This is a genomic window from Catalinimonas locisalis (assembly GCF_038039535.1).
In the GTDB taxonomy this organism is placed as follows: Bacteria; Bacteroidota; Bacteroidia; order Cytophagales; family Cyclobacteriaceae; genus Catalinimonas.
On record NZ_JBBPHP010000011.1, the window covers coordinates 123,656 to 139,886 of the forward strand.

Annotated in this window: 10 protein-coding genes; 8 read left to right on the plus strand and 2 right to left on the minus strand. The window is 40.0% G+C overall.

The features are described from left to right. Window positions 1-2 precede the first annotated feature (2 nt). The gene (locus WJR50_RS15900) at window positions 3-737 is read right to left on the minus strand and encodes a TIGR04283 family arsenosugar biosynthesis glycosyltransferase (RefSeq protein WP_341294295.1); all 735 of its coding nucleotides are present in this window, start codon (window positions 735-737) and stop codon (window positions 3-5) included. Window positions 738-787: 50 nt separating this feature from the next. Between WJR50_RS15900 and WJR50_RS15905 the strand changes: the two genes are divergently transcribed. After that, complete coding sequence (locus WJR50_RS15905; protein WP_341294296.1) at window positions 788-1,522, plus strand: hypothetical protein; 735 nt, start codon at window positions 788-790, stop codon at window positions 1,520-1,522. An 80-nt stretch (window positions 1,523-1,602) separates the two neighbouring features. Here WJR50_RS15905 and WJR50_RS15910 read toward each other — a convergent pair whose 3' ends face one another. After that, window positions 1,603-2,748 (minus strand): T9SS type A sorting domain-containing protein, encoded by a 1,146-nt coding sequence (locus tag WJR50_RS15910; protein WP_341294297.1) that lies wholly within the window; start codon window positions 2,746-2,748, stop codon window positions 1,603-1,605. 426 nt (window positions 2,749-3,174) lie between these two features. Between WJR50_RS15910 and WJR50_RS15915 the strand changes: the two genes are divergently transcribed. The 7 genes from WJR50_RS15915 (at window position 3,175) to WJR50_RS15945 (ending at window position 16,120) form a co-directional block, all read left to right on the plus strand. Further along, window positions 3,175-4,218 (plus strand): alpha/beta hydrolase, encoded by a 1,044-nt coding sequence (locus tag WJR50_RS15915; protein ID WP_341294298.1) that lies wholly within the window; start codon window positions 3,175-3,177, stop codon window positions 4,216-4,218. A 189-nt stretch (window positions 4,219-4,407) separates the two neighbouring features. Then, window positions 4,408-7,077, plus strand: coding sequence for a TonB-dependent receptor (locus WJR50_RS15920; RefSeq protein WP_341294299.1), 2,670 nt, complete (start codon window positions 4,408-4,410; stop codon window positions 7,075-7,077). Between the two features lie 106 nt (window positions 7,078-7,183). Further along, window positions 7,184-8,791 carry a calcineurin-like phosphoesterase C-terminal domain-containing protein gene (locus tag WJR50_RS15925; protein ID WP_341294300.1) on the plus strand — a complete coding sequence of 536 codons (1,608 nt, stop codon included), beginning with the start codon at window positions 7,184-7,186 and terminating at the stop codon, window positions 8,789-8,791. Next, window positions 8,791-9,882: an alkaline phosphatase D family protein gene (locus WJR50_RS15930; RefSeq protein WP_341294301.1), complete on the plus strand. Its 1,092-nt coding sequence runs from the start codon at window positions 8,791-8,793 to the stop codon at window positions 9,880-9,882. The genes WJR50_RS15925 and WJR50_RS15930 overlap by 1 nt, the downstream gene beginning before the upstream one ends. 357 nt (window positions 9,883-10,239) lie before the next feature. Further along, window positions 10,240-11,184 carry a glycosyltransferase gene (locus WJR50_RS15935; RefSeq protein ID WP_341294302.1) on the plus strand — a complete coding sequence of 315 codons (945 nt, stop codon included), beginning with the start codon at window positions 10,240-10,242 and terminating at the stop codon, window positions 11,182-11,184. Between the two features lie 112 nt (window positions 11,185-11,296). Beyond that, a complete protein-coding gene (locus WJR50_RS15940; RefSeq protein WP_341294303.1) occupies window positions 11,297-12,910 on the plus strand; it encodes a hypothetical protein in 1,614 nt (537 codons plus the stop codon). Window positions 12,911-13,093: 183 nt separating this feature from the next. Next, the gene (locus WJR50_RS15945) at window positions 13,094-16,120 is read left to right on the plus strand and encodes a PD-(D/E)XK nuclease family protein (RefSeq protein WP_341294304.1); all 3,027 of its coding nucleotides are present in this window, start codon (window positions 13,094-13,096) and stop codon (window positions 16,118-16,120) included. The last annotated feature ends 111 nt before the right edge of the window (window positions 16,121-16,231 follow it).

Below are 16,231 nucleotides of genomic sequence, written 5' to 3' on the forward strand. Positions count from 1 at the left end.
GATTATCTCACATCTTTATAAAACTTCTTCTTGAGCCAATGCGGTGAGACGCCCAATGTCCATAAGATCAATACAGTAAAATAAAGCGCATGGGCTTTCCAAATTCCCAATCTGCTTACTCGTCGGTCAGAACTGTAGACTTTGGTAGCAAGCTGTCTGATATACCCAAGTTTATTGATACGCAGACAAAAATCAGCTTCTTCCATAACAGGTGAATTTTCATCAAAGCCTCCAATCTTAACAAAGTCAGTTTTTCTGCAAAACATCGCCTGATCTCCAAAAAGTAATCGTAAACCACGAAAAAAGTAGTGATAGGGACGATAGATCAGCGGACAAAGGTGCGTTTTGATATAATTGAGCAAGGAAGTGAAAGTTCTGGTTTTTCTTTTGCCTCGCATGATAGAAACGAAGCCTCCCAATACGAGCTTTGAATCCTTTAATGCCTCTCTGATCTCAGATACTAGGCTGGAAGGAACTTCAGTATCTGCATGCAAAAAACATAAATAATCTCCTTTTGCCTCAGCAGCACCGGCATTCATCTGAATAGCCCGGCCTGTTCGGCATTTAATTATCCTGACAGGAAAACGGTTTGCATCCTCAAGGGTATGGTCTGTACTTCCCCCATCCACTACAATGATTTCATAGGCTGGTGGATTGATTTGCATTAAGCGATGAAGCGTATCATTTAGATAATTTTCCTCATTCAGGCATGGAATAATTATACTTATACGACTCATGCTGATAACAAAGAAGGTTAAACTAGATTTATTAAGATAAAGTATAGCATATGATCAACAAATATTTTTTCACCTTATTAGGACTTATTTTTTTTCTGCAATCCCACGCGCAAACAATTGATAGCGGGCCCAGGGAGGAAAGGAACCAACCTCAATTAAAAGAACCCAGACAATTTGAACAACTTTCTGACTTTGATATAGGGTTCAGGCGGGGAGGTATTCTGATGCAACTGGACTACCAACACATCCATAGGCTGAACCCGGAAAACCGCTTCCGTATGGGCTACGGAGTAGCTTTTATCCGCTTTAGGGGATTTAATGACATTCCTTATACTATTGTGGGGGAGTCACTGGACTCTGGCGTTGGATTGGATACGTTCCAGGTTGAGAATGCAAAAATTTCATCTCTCAATCTTTTTTTACTGGTCAACTACGCTCCTAATAACCGGCTAGACTTTGGTCTATTGGTTGATGCCATAGGCGTAAGCTGGGGAGATGTGCAGAAAGGTCTTTTCGCCAGTGGCCCTGATGACCCTAACCCTCAGGGAGCGAATGCAGCTCCTGTTCAACTGAACACCTCTTTCGCGTCTTCAGGCTCATGGCGGTCCAGGGTTCAGCTACGCTACTGGGTTTATCCACGCTGGTCTTTACAGACTGCGGCTACTTACTGGCGATCAGCTTATGAAATTACTGAGGACACGAATAGGGAAGGGAGCAAATACAGTAGTGGCCTCTGGTTTTGGCAACTGGGCATAGGCTTTCGCTGGGGTAAAGTAGATTATTAAGAGGCAGGGCACATAATTGGTCACAAAAAGCAAAAGGCGGGCAATACCCACCTTCTGCTATGACTTATTTCAAACCAAACTTATATGACCATAATTTTTTGTTGATGCACGGCTCCCCGGTTACCTGTCACCATAAGGAGGTAGGCACCCGGACGAATAGCCTCCGGAAGCGTAACTTCTTGTAAACCCGTTGGTAGGGTAGTTGAGTAAACAGTCTTACCGCTCAAATCAAGCAGCCTGATCTCCTGAGTATCTTCTGCAGTACTGTTGACCTTAAAGGTATTATCAACCACGGGATTAGGATACACACTCGTATTTGATGAAACAAAACCGTCAAAGAATACACTGATGATTTTGTGGTACTCTACCGAGCCATCATAGTCAGTAGCTTTGAGGCGATAGAAGGCCTGTCCCTGAAGAGGGCTTTTGTCAGCAAAATCGTAAGCTACTTCCGTAGTAGTATTACCTGTCCCGCCTACTTTACCGATGGCTTCAAACTTCAGGTCAGCACCGGCACGCTCTACTGTGAAGAAATCAAAGTTTTCTTCAGAGGCAGTTACCCAATCCAATTGTACAGTATTATTTTGTGCTACTCCGGTGAAGGAAAGCAGTTTGATGGGTTGGACGGAAATTAATTCATTATATAGGTCAGTTTCCATAAACTCAGTCTCACCATACACATTAGATTTTCCTGGATCATCTTGTCCATTAAATTTTGCTCCACCTGATCTAGTAGTTTCTCCTAATACATATGAGTTTCCAGCCTCTGTGCTATTGAAATCAGCTCCACCGCTTACCTGTAGGTCTTCCATTACTAGGATTGTTCCTTCATTTGAGGATAATGAACCACCGTCCATGACCATATTGCCCATAACAATTAAAATTCCTCCTTCTTCAATATTAATATCTCCTGAACCGGTAATAGTTAAATTTCCTGCAATTGTAAGCCTTTGGTCTGATTTTATTGTTACAATAGATGACCCGTTTATTATTAGATTTCCTTCTTCAGTTACCCATCCATTGATATTCACTTGAGTAATATAACTTCCAAGGCTTCTGGTGTTTGAGGATACACTGCCTGGAATATCTGAAGCCCAGGTCTCACTTTTTGTCCAAATATTATCCGACCAGAGTGAAGGAGTTGTATTTGTTGTATTATATGTTACTTGCCCAAAAGCCGAAAAACTAAATGCAAGTAAAGTAATGGTATAAATAAGCCTTTTCATATCTGAATCATTATTATTCATTTTGTACATTTCTTATGTACTATCTGATACAAATATAACTATTTTTATATAAAACATAAATATTTTAGTTAAAAATTTAATTTTTCTTACTTATTTCCCGGTAAAATTTTATGAAATATGCTTTTTTTAAGTTTTTTAGTGAGTTTTTAGAGGGATTAAATCCGGAGTCAGGAGGGAAAGTATGGAGGTTAACGTAGGTTTGAGGTACAAAAGAGATTTGTTTCTGTAGAAAATAGTTACAAAAAGTCATAAATGCTGTTTTTCTTTCATGTTGAGGGTAGGTCTAGAGCAAGGAAGATCAAGCTGCTTTTTTTAGGATACTCAGTTTAACTGTCACAAAGCAAAAAATTTTAGCCTCGGCAATATTTCATTACCTTTGTAGCACATTCCTAAGTATGATAAACCATGAAAAAGATATTGTATGGTGTGGGTATATTTGCAGTTTTAATTGCCGGAATATATAGCATGGGGCCTACACCTGAACATGGAGAGCTTAGCGGGCAACTTCCTGAAGTGCCTACTGACCTAACTGCACTTGAGCAGGAAGTGGTTACGCACGAACAGGGCAATTCTAATATCAAACCTGATAATGAGGCCCGAATCATCTGGGCGGATAGCAGCAAACAAAAAACACCCTATAGTATAGTATATCTGCATGGCTTTGGAGCAAGCCAGGGCGAAGGAGAGCCGGTACATCGCTTACTAGCCGAAAAGTATGGTTTTAACCTCTACCTTTCAAGACTAAAGGAGCAGGGTATAGAATCAGATAGTGCCTTCAAAAGCATGACTACCGAAAACCTGCTGGAAACCGCCAAACGAGCTGTAGCAATTGGTAAAGCCTTGGGTGACAGTGTGATCATTATGGGTACCTCTACCGGGGGTGCATTAGGCTTGTACATTACTGCTGAAAATTCCGAAATAGCCGGACTCATTCTCTATTCACCGATTATCGCGCCCAAGGACGAAAATCTACTTTTGCTTAACCGCCCCTGGGGAAGGCAGATGATGGAATCAGTGGTGGGGGGAGAATACCTTATAGAAGAGCGGGAAGGGCTGCAAAAGCAATACTGGTCCAGGCTATATTATATTGAAGGCTATATTGCACTGGCCGGTTTGGTAGAAAATGCAATGACTCCCGAAACCTTTGCAAAAGTTAAATGTCCGGTGTTTTTGGGCTACTATTATAAGAATGAAGAAGAGCAGGATGATGTGGTATCAGTAGAGGCCATGCTGGACATGTTTGATCAACTCGGTACAGCACCCGAAAATAAGCGAAAAGTTGCCTTTCCTGAAGCAGGCAATCATGTAATCAGTTCCTACATCAGATCAGGAGACTGGAAAGGTGTTTATCATGAAACTGATAAGTTTATGCAAGAAACATTTGGTATTTCACCAAAAAAGGAAGTAATTATTCCTGAATACGATGAGGTATCAAAACAAGACGCTTAGCAGTTTAAGTGTGATTCTCACAAATAACCCCACAATTGACAACCTGTCATATCCAAGAAATTCATATTAAGTAATTATTAAATTCTTTGGTCTGAATTAATTTTTTGATAAAACTTAAAGGAGTATGAAAAGCTTCTGATTTTTAGAAATTTGCGGTCGTTTTTTAGTACATAAACTTAACCTTTTGCTATGAAGAAATATTTACTAATCTACCTTAGCCTGTTATGTCTAAGCTTACAGGCCTATGCCCAAACGGGTTCGGTAAGCGGAAAAGTTACGGATGAAGGTACAAATGAAGGGCTCATAGGAGCTAATGTGATTCTGGAAGGAACTTCTACCGGTACAGTTACAGATATGGACGGGAGCTTTACGCTTAACGGAATTGAAGCTGGAAACCAGACCTTGAATATCACTTTTTTAGGGTATGAGTCTATCAGCATTCCTGTGACTGTACAAGCTAACGAAACCACTAATGTGGGAATTATTTCGTTGGGTGAAGGTGCTGTAGGATTACAGGAAGTGGAAGTAATCGCTTCTGTAGCCATTGACAGAAAAACACCCGTGGCCGTATCTACTATCAAGGGAAGAGAAATTGAACAAAAGATAGGAAACCAGGAGTTTCCTGAAATTCTGCGTTCTACGCCATCTATTTATGTAACCAAGCAGGGTGGAGGCTTTGGAGACTCAAGAATCAACGTGCGCGGATTTGATCAGCGCAACGTAGCCGTGATGATCAATGGTATCCCGGTAAATGATATGGAGAATGGCTGGGTATACTGGTCAAACTGGGCCGGCCTCAGCGATGTAACCAGCAGCATACAGGTACAAAGAGGCCTGGGAGCTTCTCGTCTGGCCATTTCCTCAGTAGGGGGTACTATTAATATCATCACCGATGCAGCACAAATGAAGAAGGGTGGATCAGTCTCCGCATCAGTAGGTAATGATGGGTATCAGAAATATGGTTTTTCCTACTCAACCGGACTTGGTGAGAATGGTTGGGCCTTTACCGCACAAGGTACGCATACCAGAGGAGATGGCTATGTAGACGGTACCATGTTTAGGGCCTGGTCTTATTTCGCTTCAGTGGCCAAGCAGTTTAATAACCAGCACTCACTTCATCTTACAGTAGTAGGTGCTCCACAGTGGCATAATCAGCGCAGCTGGGCTAACCCAATTACTGAATATGACCAATGGGGAATCAAATACAATAGTGACTGGGGGTATCGTGATGGTGAGGAGTTTTCTAACCGCAAAAACTTTTACCACAAGCCTAAGGCTTTCCTGAATCACTACTGGACGATCTCTGATAAGACTGAATTAGCAACTTCTGCCTATGTTTCACTGGGTAGAGGAGGCGGAACCGGAGATCTGGGCTCTATCAACGGAAGTGGTATATTTTCCAGCAGATTTGAAACAGAAAATGGAATTCTACGCTGGGATGACATAGAAAGATGGAACCAGGGAGAAACTGTAGAAGACTTTGGTGACGATAAGGAAGTCTGGTCAAATGGTGGGGGTTTTGACGGCCAATATGTAAACACCTCCAGCAGTGGTTTTATCCGCAGAGCATCTATGAATGAGCACAATTGGTTCGGTGTTTTATCTACCTTGACACACGAACTTAGCCAGACGCTTACGCTCACTGCCGGTATTGATGGCAGATACTATAAAGGCTTACACTACCGCAGAGTAGAAAACCTGCTTGGCGCTGCTGCTTATTTTGATGATGATGACATTAATAATCCTGAAAAGTACATTACTGATGAAGGGCGTGCCGAAGGCAATGAAATTGATTATTATAATGACGGTCTGGTGAATTGGTTAGGCGTTTTTGGTCAGTTGGAATACTCGCTCAACCAGTGGTCTATATTTGGCTCGTTCTCATTGTCCAATCAGGGCTACAAGCGTATTGATTACTTTAACTACCTGGATAGCGATCCTGAGCAGGAAACCGACTGGCAGAATTTCTTTGGAGGCAATGCTAAAGCGGGTATCAATTATAATATTAACAGCCAGCATAACGTATATGCTAACGCAGGCTATTTCTCTCGTCAGCCAGTCTTTGATAATGTGTTTATCAATTTCGTGAATGAGATCAATGAAAATGCTAATAATGAACAAGTAGTAGGTCTTGAAGCTGGTTATGGTTTCCGTTCTACTTTCTTGAATGTAAATCTCAATGTATATCGTACAGAATGGTCTGACAGAGCTATTAACAGAAGTGTGCAGGGCGCTAACTTTGAAGGTACAGCCAACATTGAAAACCTCGGACAGCTTCACCAGGGAATTGAGCTGGATTTTGTAGCTAGTCCATTTGAAAAATTAGACCTTAACGGTATGCTTTCTTTAGGAAACTGGACCTATACCAGCAATATTGAAGCAAGAGTGTTTGATGATGAACAAAACTTCTTAGGAAGTGAAACACTTTACCTGGAAGATGTAAAAGTAGGAGACGCAGCACAAACTACCTTAAGTGTAGGCGCTACCTATGAGGCCATTACCGGCTTGCGCATCTACGGAACCTACTACCATGCCGATGATCTATATGCGGATTACGACCTGGCTGATGAAGGTACTTTTACCGAAGCTGGTAGTCAGGCCTGGAAGTTGCCTGCTTATGATCTGGTAGATCTTGGTGTATCATACAACTTCCCTATCGGTGGATTAGATGCTACCGTCAGAGTGAATGTGAACAATGTTTTTGACGAAGAATACATTTCTGAGTCTGATACCAATATTCTTTACGATCCAGCCAATGATCCAGAAAATATGCAGTTTGTAAATGGCGGAAGTCGTGCCAACCGGGTATTCTACGGATTTGGCAGAACCTGGAATGCCGGATTGAAAGTAAGCTTCTAGAACATATTATTTCTTTAACAGAAACTTCATACTTAAAAAGGAGACCTTAAGGGTCTCTTTTTTTATTTTAGCACTATCAAACTTCCTAACCTTAAGCAAACGAACTATGAAGACCAGAATTTTTTCCTTTCTCCTGCTATTTACCTTTTCTTACGTTCAGGCCCAGCAAGAAGCCAGAGGCGTGGTATACGAAGACCAGAATGCAAATGGTAAAAAAGACAGAAGAGAACCCGGAGTGGCAGGGGTATCAGTTTCCAATGGTATTCAGGTGGTGCAAACTGATAACGAGGGTCGTTATACGCTTCCTGTAGACAATGATGATATACTGTTTGTCATAAAGCCCAGCGGCTATGAACTTCCGGTTAATGACTTAAACCTTCCGCAGTTTTACTACATCCATAAACCAGATGGTTCTCCCGATTTAGATTTTAAAGGTGTAGATCCCACAGGTAAACTGCCCAAGTCAGTAGATTTCGCCTTGCTACCTGCCGAGGAAAGTGAAAATTTTACCGGCTTATTCTTCGGTGATCCCCAACCTTATACACGAGAAGAAGTAGCTTTTTTTGACAGGGCAGTAGTGGAAGAGGTAGCAGGTATTCAGGATATTCCTTTCGGCCTGAGCCTGGGCGATCTGGTAGGAGATGATCTTGATCTATTTCAGCCCTACAATGAAGCAATCAGCCGGGTAGGGATTCCCTGGTGGAATGTGTACGGTAATCATGACATGAATTTTGATGCGGAAGCCGATACGCTGGCTGATGAAACTTTTGAGGCCACCTATGGCCCGGCCAATTATGCTTTTAATTACGGCAAAGTTCATTTCATCGTGCTGGATGATGTAATGTACCCTGATCCCAGGGATGGCAGAGGTTACTGGGGCGGCTTCCGAGAAGATATGTTTCAGTTTATGAAAAATGACCTGAAGCATGTGCCTCAAGATCACCTGATTGTTATTGCATTCCATATTCCCCTGTTTGATCCCAGCGAAGACAATGACACTTTTAAAGATGAGGACAGAGAAAGTTTCTTCGCGCTTTTGGAGGATTACCCACACACTTTGTCATTATCCGCCCATACTCACCTGCAAAGACATGATTTTTTTACCCAGAAAGAAGGCTGGAAACAGGATAACCCTCACCATCACTATAATGTAGGCACTACTTCCGGTGACTGGTATTCTGGCAGGCTTGATAAAAATGGTGTACCAATATCTACCATGAGGGACGGTACACCCAAGGGTTATGCTTTTATCAGTTTTGAAGGCAATCAGTATAAAATTGATTATAAGGTAGTAGGGGAGGAAGAAAATTACAGAATGCGTATATTCACGCCTAAGGTGGTACCTCATGATGATCGTACTTCGGCGGGTATCTATGTGAATTTCTTTCAGGGTAGTGAAAAAGCAGAGCTTAGATACCGAGTAGATCAGGGAGAGTGGGAAGATATGTATTATACCATAGATGTAGATCCGACTTATCTTGGTTTTCTGCATGAATGGGATTATACTGAAGAATTGATGCCGGGCAGAAGACCTTCCAACGCAGTTCCCTCACGCCATCTTTGGAGAGCGAGCATTCCTACTGATTTGAGCGTAGGAACACATACCATTGAAGTAGAAGCAACGGATATGTTTGGAAGGAAATTTAGAGAGAGTTCAACTTACAGAATTGCAAAACCTGCTGAAACCGAATTAGTAAAAGAGTCAGAAGAATAATGATCAAAACACTATCTATTTTCATGCAGGGGCTGGTAATCATCAGCCTCTTTTCACATTGTAGTCCTTCGGAAAATGATCAAGCTGGTAATACCGCATCACCAACAACTGAAGTTAAAAGTACAAAAGCTGCCAAAATTGATACTCAGGCAGTGGTCAGCACAATTGCTTTCGGTTCGTGCAACAGGCAGGATCAGCCTCAGCCTCTCTGGCAGCCTATCTTAGCCAATAATCCTGACCTCTGGATTTGGCTGGGTGATAATATCTATGGTGATACAGATGATATGGAAAAGATGGCTAGCATGTATGCTCAGCAGAAGCAGAAGGCAGACTATCAGGAATTGTATGAAAATGTGCCTGTCATTGGCATATGGGATGACCATGACTATGGCATCAATGACGGAGGTAAAGCTTTCCATAAAAAAGCAGAAAGTCGTGACCTGATGCTTGACTTCCTGGATGTAGCAGAAGATGCTGAGGTGAGACAAAGAGAAGGAGGTTATCAGGCTTATACTATCGGACCGGAAGGTAAGCAAGTAAAAGTGATACTCTTAGATACTCGTTACTTTAGAGATACATTACTGGATAGTAATGAAGTGGGGCGTAGATATGAACCTAATCCTGACGGTGACATGCTGGGAGAAGCGCAGTGGAGGTGGCTGGAGAAAGAATTAAAGGAGAGCACAGCAGAAATCAATATCCTAGCCAGCAGCATTCAGGTTCTTTCTGAAGAACATGGATTTGAGAAATGGGCTAATCTTCCAGCATCCAGAGAACGCTTATTTCAATTAATTGCGGATGCAAAGGCAAAAGGAGTGGTTTTTTTAAGCGGAGACCGACACTTTGGAGAAATCTCAAAAATTAACATTTCAGGAGTACCTTATCCTGTGTATGACATTACATCAAGTGGACTTACCCATATTTATGAATCTGCTGACGAAAGTAATCGGCACAGAGTTGGTAAACTGGTGACAAACCTAAATTTCGGTGTAATTGAAATTGAATGGGGAAACACTATCAACCTCACATTTAAAATCAAAGGAGAAGAGAATCATACTTATCAATCAGCATCATTGAATCTAACTCAGTGATCGCATTTAATTTTTTTCATACTTATATTTTTTTTAGCCTGTTCATGTACTTTTTGAAGAAATAATTTCATTTCCCTTACTTCTAAACAATTTGGGGTAGCATATTGTCTTTTTTGAGTAATGATTTTTTTACAGGTACCTCATGTAGCAACAGCTAAGAATAATCTTATTAAGGCTACCAAAGCATTTTTTTGTTTGTTAATTTTTAATCTGATTTTTATAGTAATTCGTGGAGGCCTCTCGTAATAGTAATGTTGAGCCTTATCTGAAGAGCCTATAGTTTATAAAAAAAGAAAAAACTATAAAAAATTACATTATTTAGTTTAATAATTAAAAAAACTTTTTTACTTTCATGGCATGGAAAATCATTATGCAATTGTTACACCGTGCTTTAATGAAAATGAGACCATCATCAAGTTTCTTTTATCATTAGAGGACACACTTCAAAATCTGCCATACCATTTTACTGTTGTGGTGATTAACGATTGTTCTACGGATGAAACTTTAGAGATGCTTTCTAACTTCACCTTTGAGGCCAGTAATTTGTCAATGGACTTATTATCCCTTAAGGTTAATTTAGGGCATCAGGGAGCAATATATCAGGGCTTACTTTATGCTAAGGGACTTGAAGTAGAGAAGTTTATCATAATGGATTCTGATGGTGAAGATGACCCACATGCCATCTTGAGCTTGCTGGTTCATCAGGAGTCTGATATCGTACATGTGGTGCGAGGCAAACGTAATGAAAGGTTTTTCTTTAGAATAGCCTATTATTTCTATAAAATGCTTTTCAGGGCAATCACGCATAAAAATATGAATTTTGGTAACTTCTGTATGATCAACAGAAGAGTGCTGGAAGCCGCTACTCACAATTCATTTATTCATTTTGCTGCATTTTTATCAAAAGTACGCGGAAGTCATGCATACATAACTTTTGACAGGCAAAAACGCATTGGAGGGGAGTCGAAGATGAAGACCAGCAGTTTGGTTTACCATGCGTTTAAGTCACTTACTGAGTATGCAGAGGATTTACTGATGATTTTTTTGAAGTTGTTTATGGTGTTGGCCAGTGGGTTTTTAGGGCTGATTGGGTACATCTTTTACCAGAAACTATTTACAGATAATGCAATTCTTGGTTGGGCCAGTACTATGTCAGTGGGCTTATTTAACACTGCCCTGATTTCAATCGGGTTTTACGTAATAGGCATTATTTTACTCAATATCTCTCACTATAGAAATACCGCTTCAAAAGAACCGGTATACGAGCTGATTAATGATCGTTATGAACATGAATTCAGCTGACTGAAATCTTAATTATTTGTTACTTAATTGCTGCTTATTAGGTTAAGCCAGTACTACTTACTTCTACACTACCTATACATCTTTATAAGGCGACGTTTAAGTTTTGTGTGAAATGCTAAACAAAGAGAGTAAGAAAAACCTCAATTCCGTCTTAGATGTAGCATATAACTATGCTGCTAGGAATGGATTCAAACTTATTATCGCGTTAGTATTGCTGGGATTTCTGGCAACTTTAATACTACGCATTGTGCTAATATTTACTTTTATTCCAGATTTAGGAGGAGTTGAAAGTAATGTGATATACAGCATCCAAAGAATTTTGGATGGATACCCTCTGTACATGGATCCTTCAAGTCCTCCTTATTCCATTACACAATATACTCCCATTTACTATTTTATCATTTATGGATTTGGTAGGCTGTTCCAAATCGGTGCAAATGATGTTGAAAGTGTATATGTATTGAGTAGAAGCGTGTCTCTTATTTTTAATTTGGGGTTTGCCTATCTCTCAGCACTCATATTTGGCAACATATTTAAAGGCAATAGATGGATGAGTGTGGTTGTTTTTGCCTTTGCTTTTGTATTTCTGGATGAGGAAAGTTACTCCCGACCCGATAGCCTGTACAATCTGATGGTAATGGCTACAATATATGTCATTCTACTTTTTTTGAGGGAAGATGTAAAGCCCAAGAAAGAGCGTTTTCTTATACTTGCCTCATTGCTTACAATATTTACCATTTATGTGAAGCAGTCTGGAATATTCTTACCTGTATTACTGGTATTTTTTGTACTGGTATATTGCCAGAATATCAGATGGACCTTGATTTCTTTAGGGACGATGCTTGCGTCGTTCACAGCTTTGCTTTTCCTTTTTACAGGAGGGAATTATGTTCCTTTCATCCAAAATGTTATTGAAGGAGTAAATAATGGAATTAGCCTTCGGTGGTTTGCTGAAAGAATATTGATTGAGCATTTTCAAAAAGAAAGGTTTGTTAACATTGTCGGTATTTCCCTCGCGATTTACTGGCTTATCAAAGGAGAAAGTCAACAGCTTAAGTTTTTAGGGCTTGCCATGTTAGGTTCATTTATGTTTGCAGTTATTACAGGAGTAAAGATTGGTGCCGCTCCGAACTACTTTACTGAGTTTATTGCCTTAACTATCATTGCAACGCTCGTTTTTCTTCAGAAGTACGATAAGCTTTTTTACCAAGAAAAAACCTCTCTTCAAGAGAGTCCGGAAAATTTTAAGATATTGTTTTATTTGGTTTTGGTAGGAATGACTTTGTTGCCAAGACTTGCCGGTAAAGTAGATACAGAAATTATTAAAGCACAACCTCATATTTTGGGTAGCGAAGGATATCAAAAAAATAAAGCGATTGCAGATTATATGTACAATGAACAAAATATTAAACCTGGAGAACAGGTTTTTATCACTACTCATGTACACGATTATCTGAATAAGTTTATGTATAGAAATGCTATTTTCCCTCAGAAAGAGATTGTATATCGTAATCCTGAAGAAGTATTTGATTACAGTGAATTTAAGGAAGATTTACAGAATGGTGATGTTAAATATATCATCGCCAGCGTAGCAGAAGGAAATATTGTAACTGAGAACAGTGAAATAGTAATCTCTGAAGATTTCCTGAGTGCTGATTATTCAAATTATGCGCCTATCAAGGAAATGAATGGTTACGTGATTTTTAAAAGTAAAGCTGCTCTTTAAATAATTCGTTAGCTACTATAATTTTAAGCCTGTTTTAGTAAGCTTTTAGCTTCACTGAGACAGGTTTTTTCGTTTAAGCATTTCACTATCAGATGCTTTATAATAAATGAGGTTATTTTAAGCATAAATAATTTTTTGCTCCTTTAGAAAGAGATTGAATAGAAAGAATATTACTTTGAACGCATGGATAGTACGAGCTTTCTCCAGAAAATTGTAACGAATGTTATTAAAGATTTTTCTGGCAAACTGAATAAAATTACGGTAGTTTTTCCTAATCGTAGGGCAGGAATATTTTTTAAAGATTTACTGGCCAAAAACCTTAATGATGCCGGTTGGATGCCTCAAGTCTGTACTTTGGAAGATTTGGCAGCACGCCTGTCAGATTTAGTATTAGCCGATAAGTTGACTCTGGTATATCAGCTCTACGAAGTATTTCATCAGTTAGATCATGAAATAGAGAGCTTTGACCGCTTTTACTTTTGGGGGGAGTTACTTCTTGCAGATTTCAGCGAAGTGGATATGGCTATGGTCAATGCAAAAGACCTTTTTTCAAACCTTAAAGATCTCAAGTCCATTGAAGCGGGGTATGACTACCTTACAGAAGAGCAAAAAGCAGTAATTTCTCGCTTTTGGGAAAGTTTCCAATACGAGGAAGAAAAGCAGGCAGTAAGTAGCTCTCAGGAAAGATTTCTTTTGTTCTGGAATAAGCTTTATCCGGTTTATCAGCAGTATAAAAAAGCTTTGACCGAGCAAGGCTTAGCCTATGAGGGCTTGTTGTTTAGACAGGTGGTTGAAAAGTTAAAAGATGATGCTACTACTTTATCTTCTGATCAGTTTGTATTCGTTGGACTGAATGCTTTAAAAAGTGCAGAATTAAGGATTGTACAAGAGCTGATTAGTAAGAAAAAGGCTACTGTATACTGGGATATTGATGCCCATTATCTGAACAATGAGGTACAGGAGGCAGGCATGTTTTTAAGAAAATACCTTCGTTCCAATACACTGGCCCCTACCTTTCCCAAAGCTTTTCCCGACCAGTACCATAGTGGTAGAAGCAGACAAATCCATATACACGGAGTTCCGCTTGAAGTAGGGCAGGCAAAAAAAGTAGGAGAGTTTTTGCAGGAACTCAGCAAAAAAGAGGATTTCAATCCAGAGCGATGTGTGGTAGTTCTTCCCGACGAGCATATGCTTTTTCCTGTTCTACATGCCTTGCCACCTGCCATCCGTAAAGTAAATGTAACCATGGGTTATCCATTACGGAATACTTCTCTCTACAGCTTTATTGAGCATTTGCTCAATCTTCAGTTGGAGAAGAAGAAAGATACTCAACAGTACATCTATCATTACGAGAGTTTGCTGGCTTTGCTCAGGCACCCCTTTATCAAAAATTACTCGCCAGCACAAGCAGAACTTAATATTCAGCGTATCATGCAGCGCAATGCTGTATATATTCATCATACGGAGCTGGAAGGGGACAAAGCTTTTTATCAGCATCTGTTAAAAGCGGTGGAGGATGTACCACAACTGTTTGATTACCTTCAGCAATGGAGTGCTACACTTCACCAATTACTTAATATAGAAGAGACAAGTCAACCAAAAGAAAGTATAAAATCTTCGGACTTTGATGCAGCTGGAGCAAGTGAGACTGAAGCTGCTAATTCAGATATACCTGTATTGGAGCAGGAGTTGTTGTATCACTTTTATATCCACCTCAATCGCCTAAAATCCCTAACCCAGGAGCGTCAGTTTGATTTTGAACTACCCGCATTTATCAAACTACTCCGCCAGATATTTCAGTCTCTTCGCGTACCCTTTACCGGGGAGCCGCTCAGAGGCTTACAGATTATGGGACTGCTGGAAACCCGTAACCTTGATTTTGACCATGTATTCGTCCTTTCTATGAACGAAGGGATAATGCCCGCATCCAACAGTCAGACTTCATTTATACCGGCTAATCTGAAAAAAGGCTTTGGTTTATTTGGGATAGATCAGCAGGACGCTTTTTATGCGCATGCTTTTTTTCGCCTGCTACATCACGCTCAGAATGTTCACCTCTTCTATAATACTGAGGATACCTCAAAGTTAAGCGGTGAGATGAGTCGTTTTCTTTATCAAATATATTATGAGTCAGCGTATGACAATGAACAAAAGCTTCGCTTTCCAGATGCCAGTGGTGACTTTGTAATACATAGGGATTATCTGAGTATGCAGGTTTCACCTTCTATTGTAAAGCCAATTTCTATCACCAAGACAGCAGAAGTATGGAAGCAAATGTTGAGGTATCTGAATGTGGAAGGCAGTACTGCCCAAGCGGTATTAACGCCTTCTGCGCTAAATACCTATCTTGATTGTCGCCTTAAGTTTTATTACAAATACATAGCCCGGCTGAAAGAAACAGATGAGGTAGAAGAGGAACTGGATGCCAGAGTATTTGGAAACATTCTTCACAAGACTATGGAAGTCCTCTATAAAAATCTAATAAAGTTAAAAGGAAGTAAAATAATTGAAGCAGAAGAATGCATGCAACTCAAAGGCAGACAGCTTGATGAAGCGATTCAAAAAGGGTTTAAAGAACATTATCTGCCGGAAAAAGATCAGGAGTTTGGGTTTGAGGGAAGAAATATCATTGCCCAAGAAATTGTAAAGAAAATGGCTAAGCAGATACTTGATCATGACAAGCGGTACGCTCCGTTTGAAATTGTAAGTCTGGAAGAAAGGGGTAAGGAAGGCCATTATGCCCAGTTGACAATACGTATAGATAGTGAGGATATTAGTGTTCCATTGAAGGGAATTATAGATAGAATAGATCGCAAAGAAGGGGTAATAAGAGTACTAGACTACAAAACCGGACGTGATGAGCGCAAAGCCTCAGATATTTCCTCTATGTTTGACAGAGAGCACCCAGGGCGCAATAAAGCGGCTATGCAGGCTTTGTTTTATGCCTGGCTTTATCATGAAAACCAGCAAGGAAGTAATGAGCGCATTGTTCCTGGCCTGGTGAATGCTACTGAGCTTTTCAAAGAAGATTTTGATCCCAGCTTAATTCTTGGAGGAGAAGAGGTCAGCAATTTTGAGCGGTACCAAGCGGAATTCATTGAAAATCTCACAGGCCTTCTGGAAGAAATATTTGATAAAAGCGTTCAGCTTGATCAAACCAAAGACGATAAGAAGTGTAGTTTCTGCCCTTACGCCAACATTTGTTACTGATCGTTATATATTTTTCTTCATTTTTAGTAAAATACATCTGGAAAAGATGATTTTTAGACATTCATTTGGCCATGCACTTAGTATTATTCATTAGAAAAGTTTTCCATAGGC

Bases quoted from the DNA above. Each gene is read 5' to 3' on its own strand.
- WJR50_RS15935 (WP_341294302.1), top strand. From the start codon at position 10,240: ATGGAAAATCATTATGCAATTGTTACACCGTGCTTTAATGAAAATGAG.
- WJR50_RS15930 (WP_341294301.1), top strand. From the start codon at position 8,791: ATGATCAAAACACTATCTATTTTCATGCAGGGGCTGGTAATCATCAGC.
- WJR50_RS15945 (WP_341294304.1), top strand. From the start codon at position 13,094: ATGGATAGTACGAGCTTTCTCCAGAAAATTGTAACGAATGTTATTAAA.
- WJR50_RS15915 (WP_341294298.1), top strand. From the start codon at position 3,175: ATGAAAAAGATATTGTATGGTGTGGGTATATTTGCAGTTTTAATTGCC.
- WJR50_RS15940 (WP_341294303.1), top strand. From the start codon at position 11,297: ATGCTAAACAAAGAGAGTAAGAAAAACCTCAATTCCGTCTTAGATGTA.
- WJR50_RS15910 (WP_341294297.1), bottom strand. From the start codon at position 2,748: ATGAAAAGGCTTATTTATACCATTACTTTACTTGCATTTAGTTTTTCG.
- WJR50_RS15905 (WP_341294296.1), top strand. From the start codon at position 788: ATGATCAACAAATATTTTTTCACCTTATTAGGACTTATTTTTTTTCTG.
- WJR50_RS15925 (WP_341294300.1), top strand. From the start codon at position 7,184: ATGAAGACCAGAATTTTTTCCTTTCTCCTGCTATTTACCTTTTCTTAC.
- WJR50_RS15920 (WP_341294299.1), top strand. From the start codon at position 4,408: ATGAAGAAATATTTACTAATCTACCTTAGCCTGTTATGTCTAAGCTTA.
- WJR50_RS15900 (WP_341294295.1), bottom strand. From the start codon at position 737: ATGAGTCGTATAAGTATAATTATTCCATGCCTGAATGAGGAAAATTAT.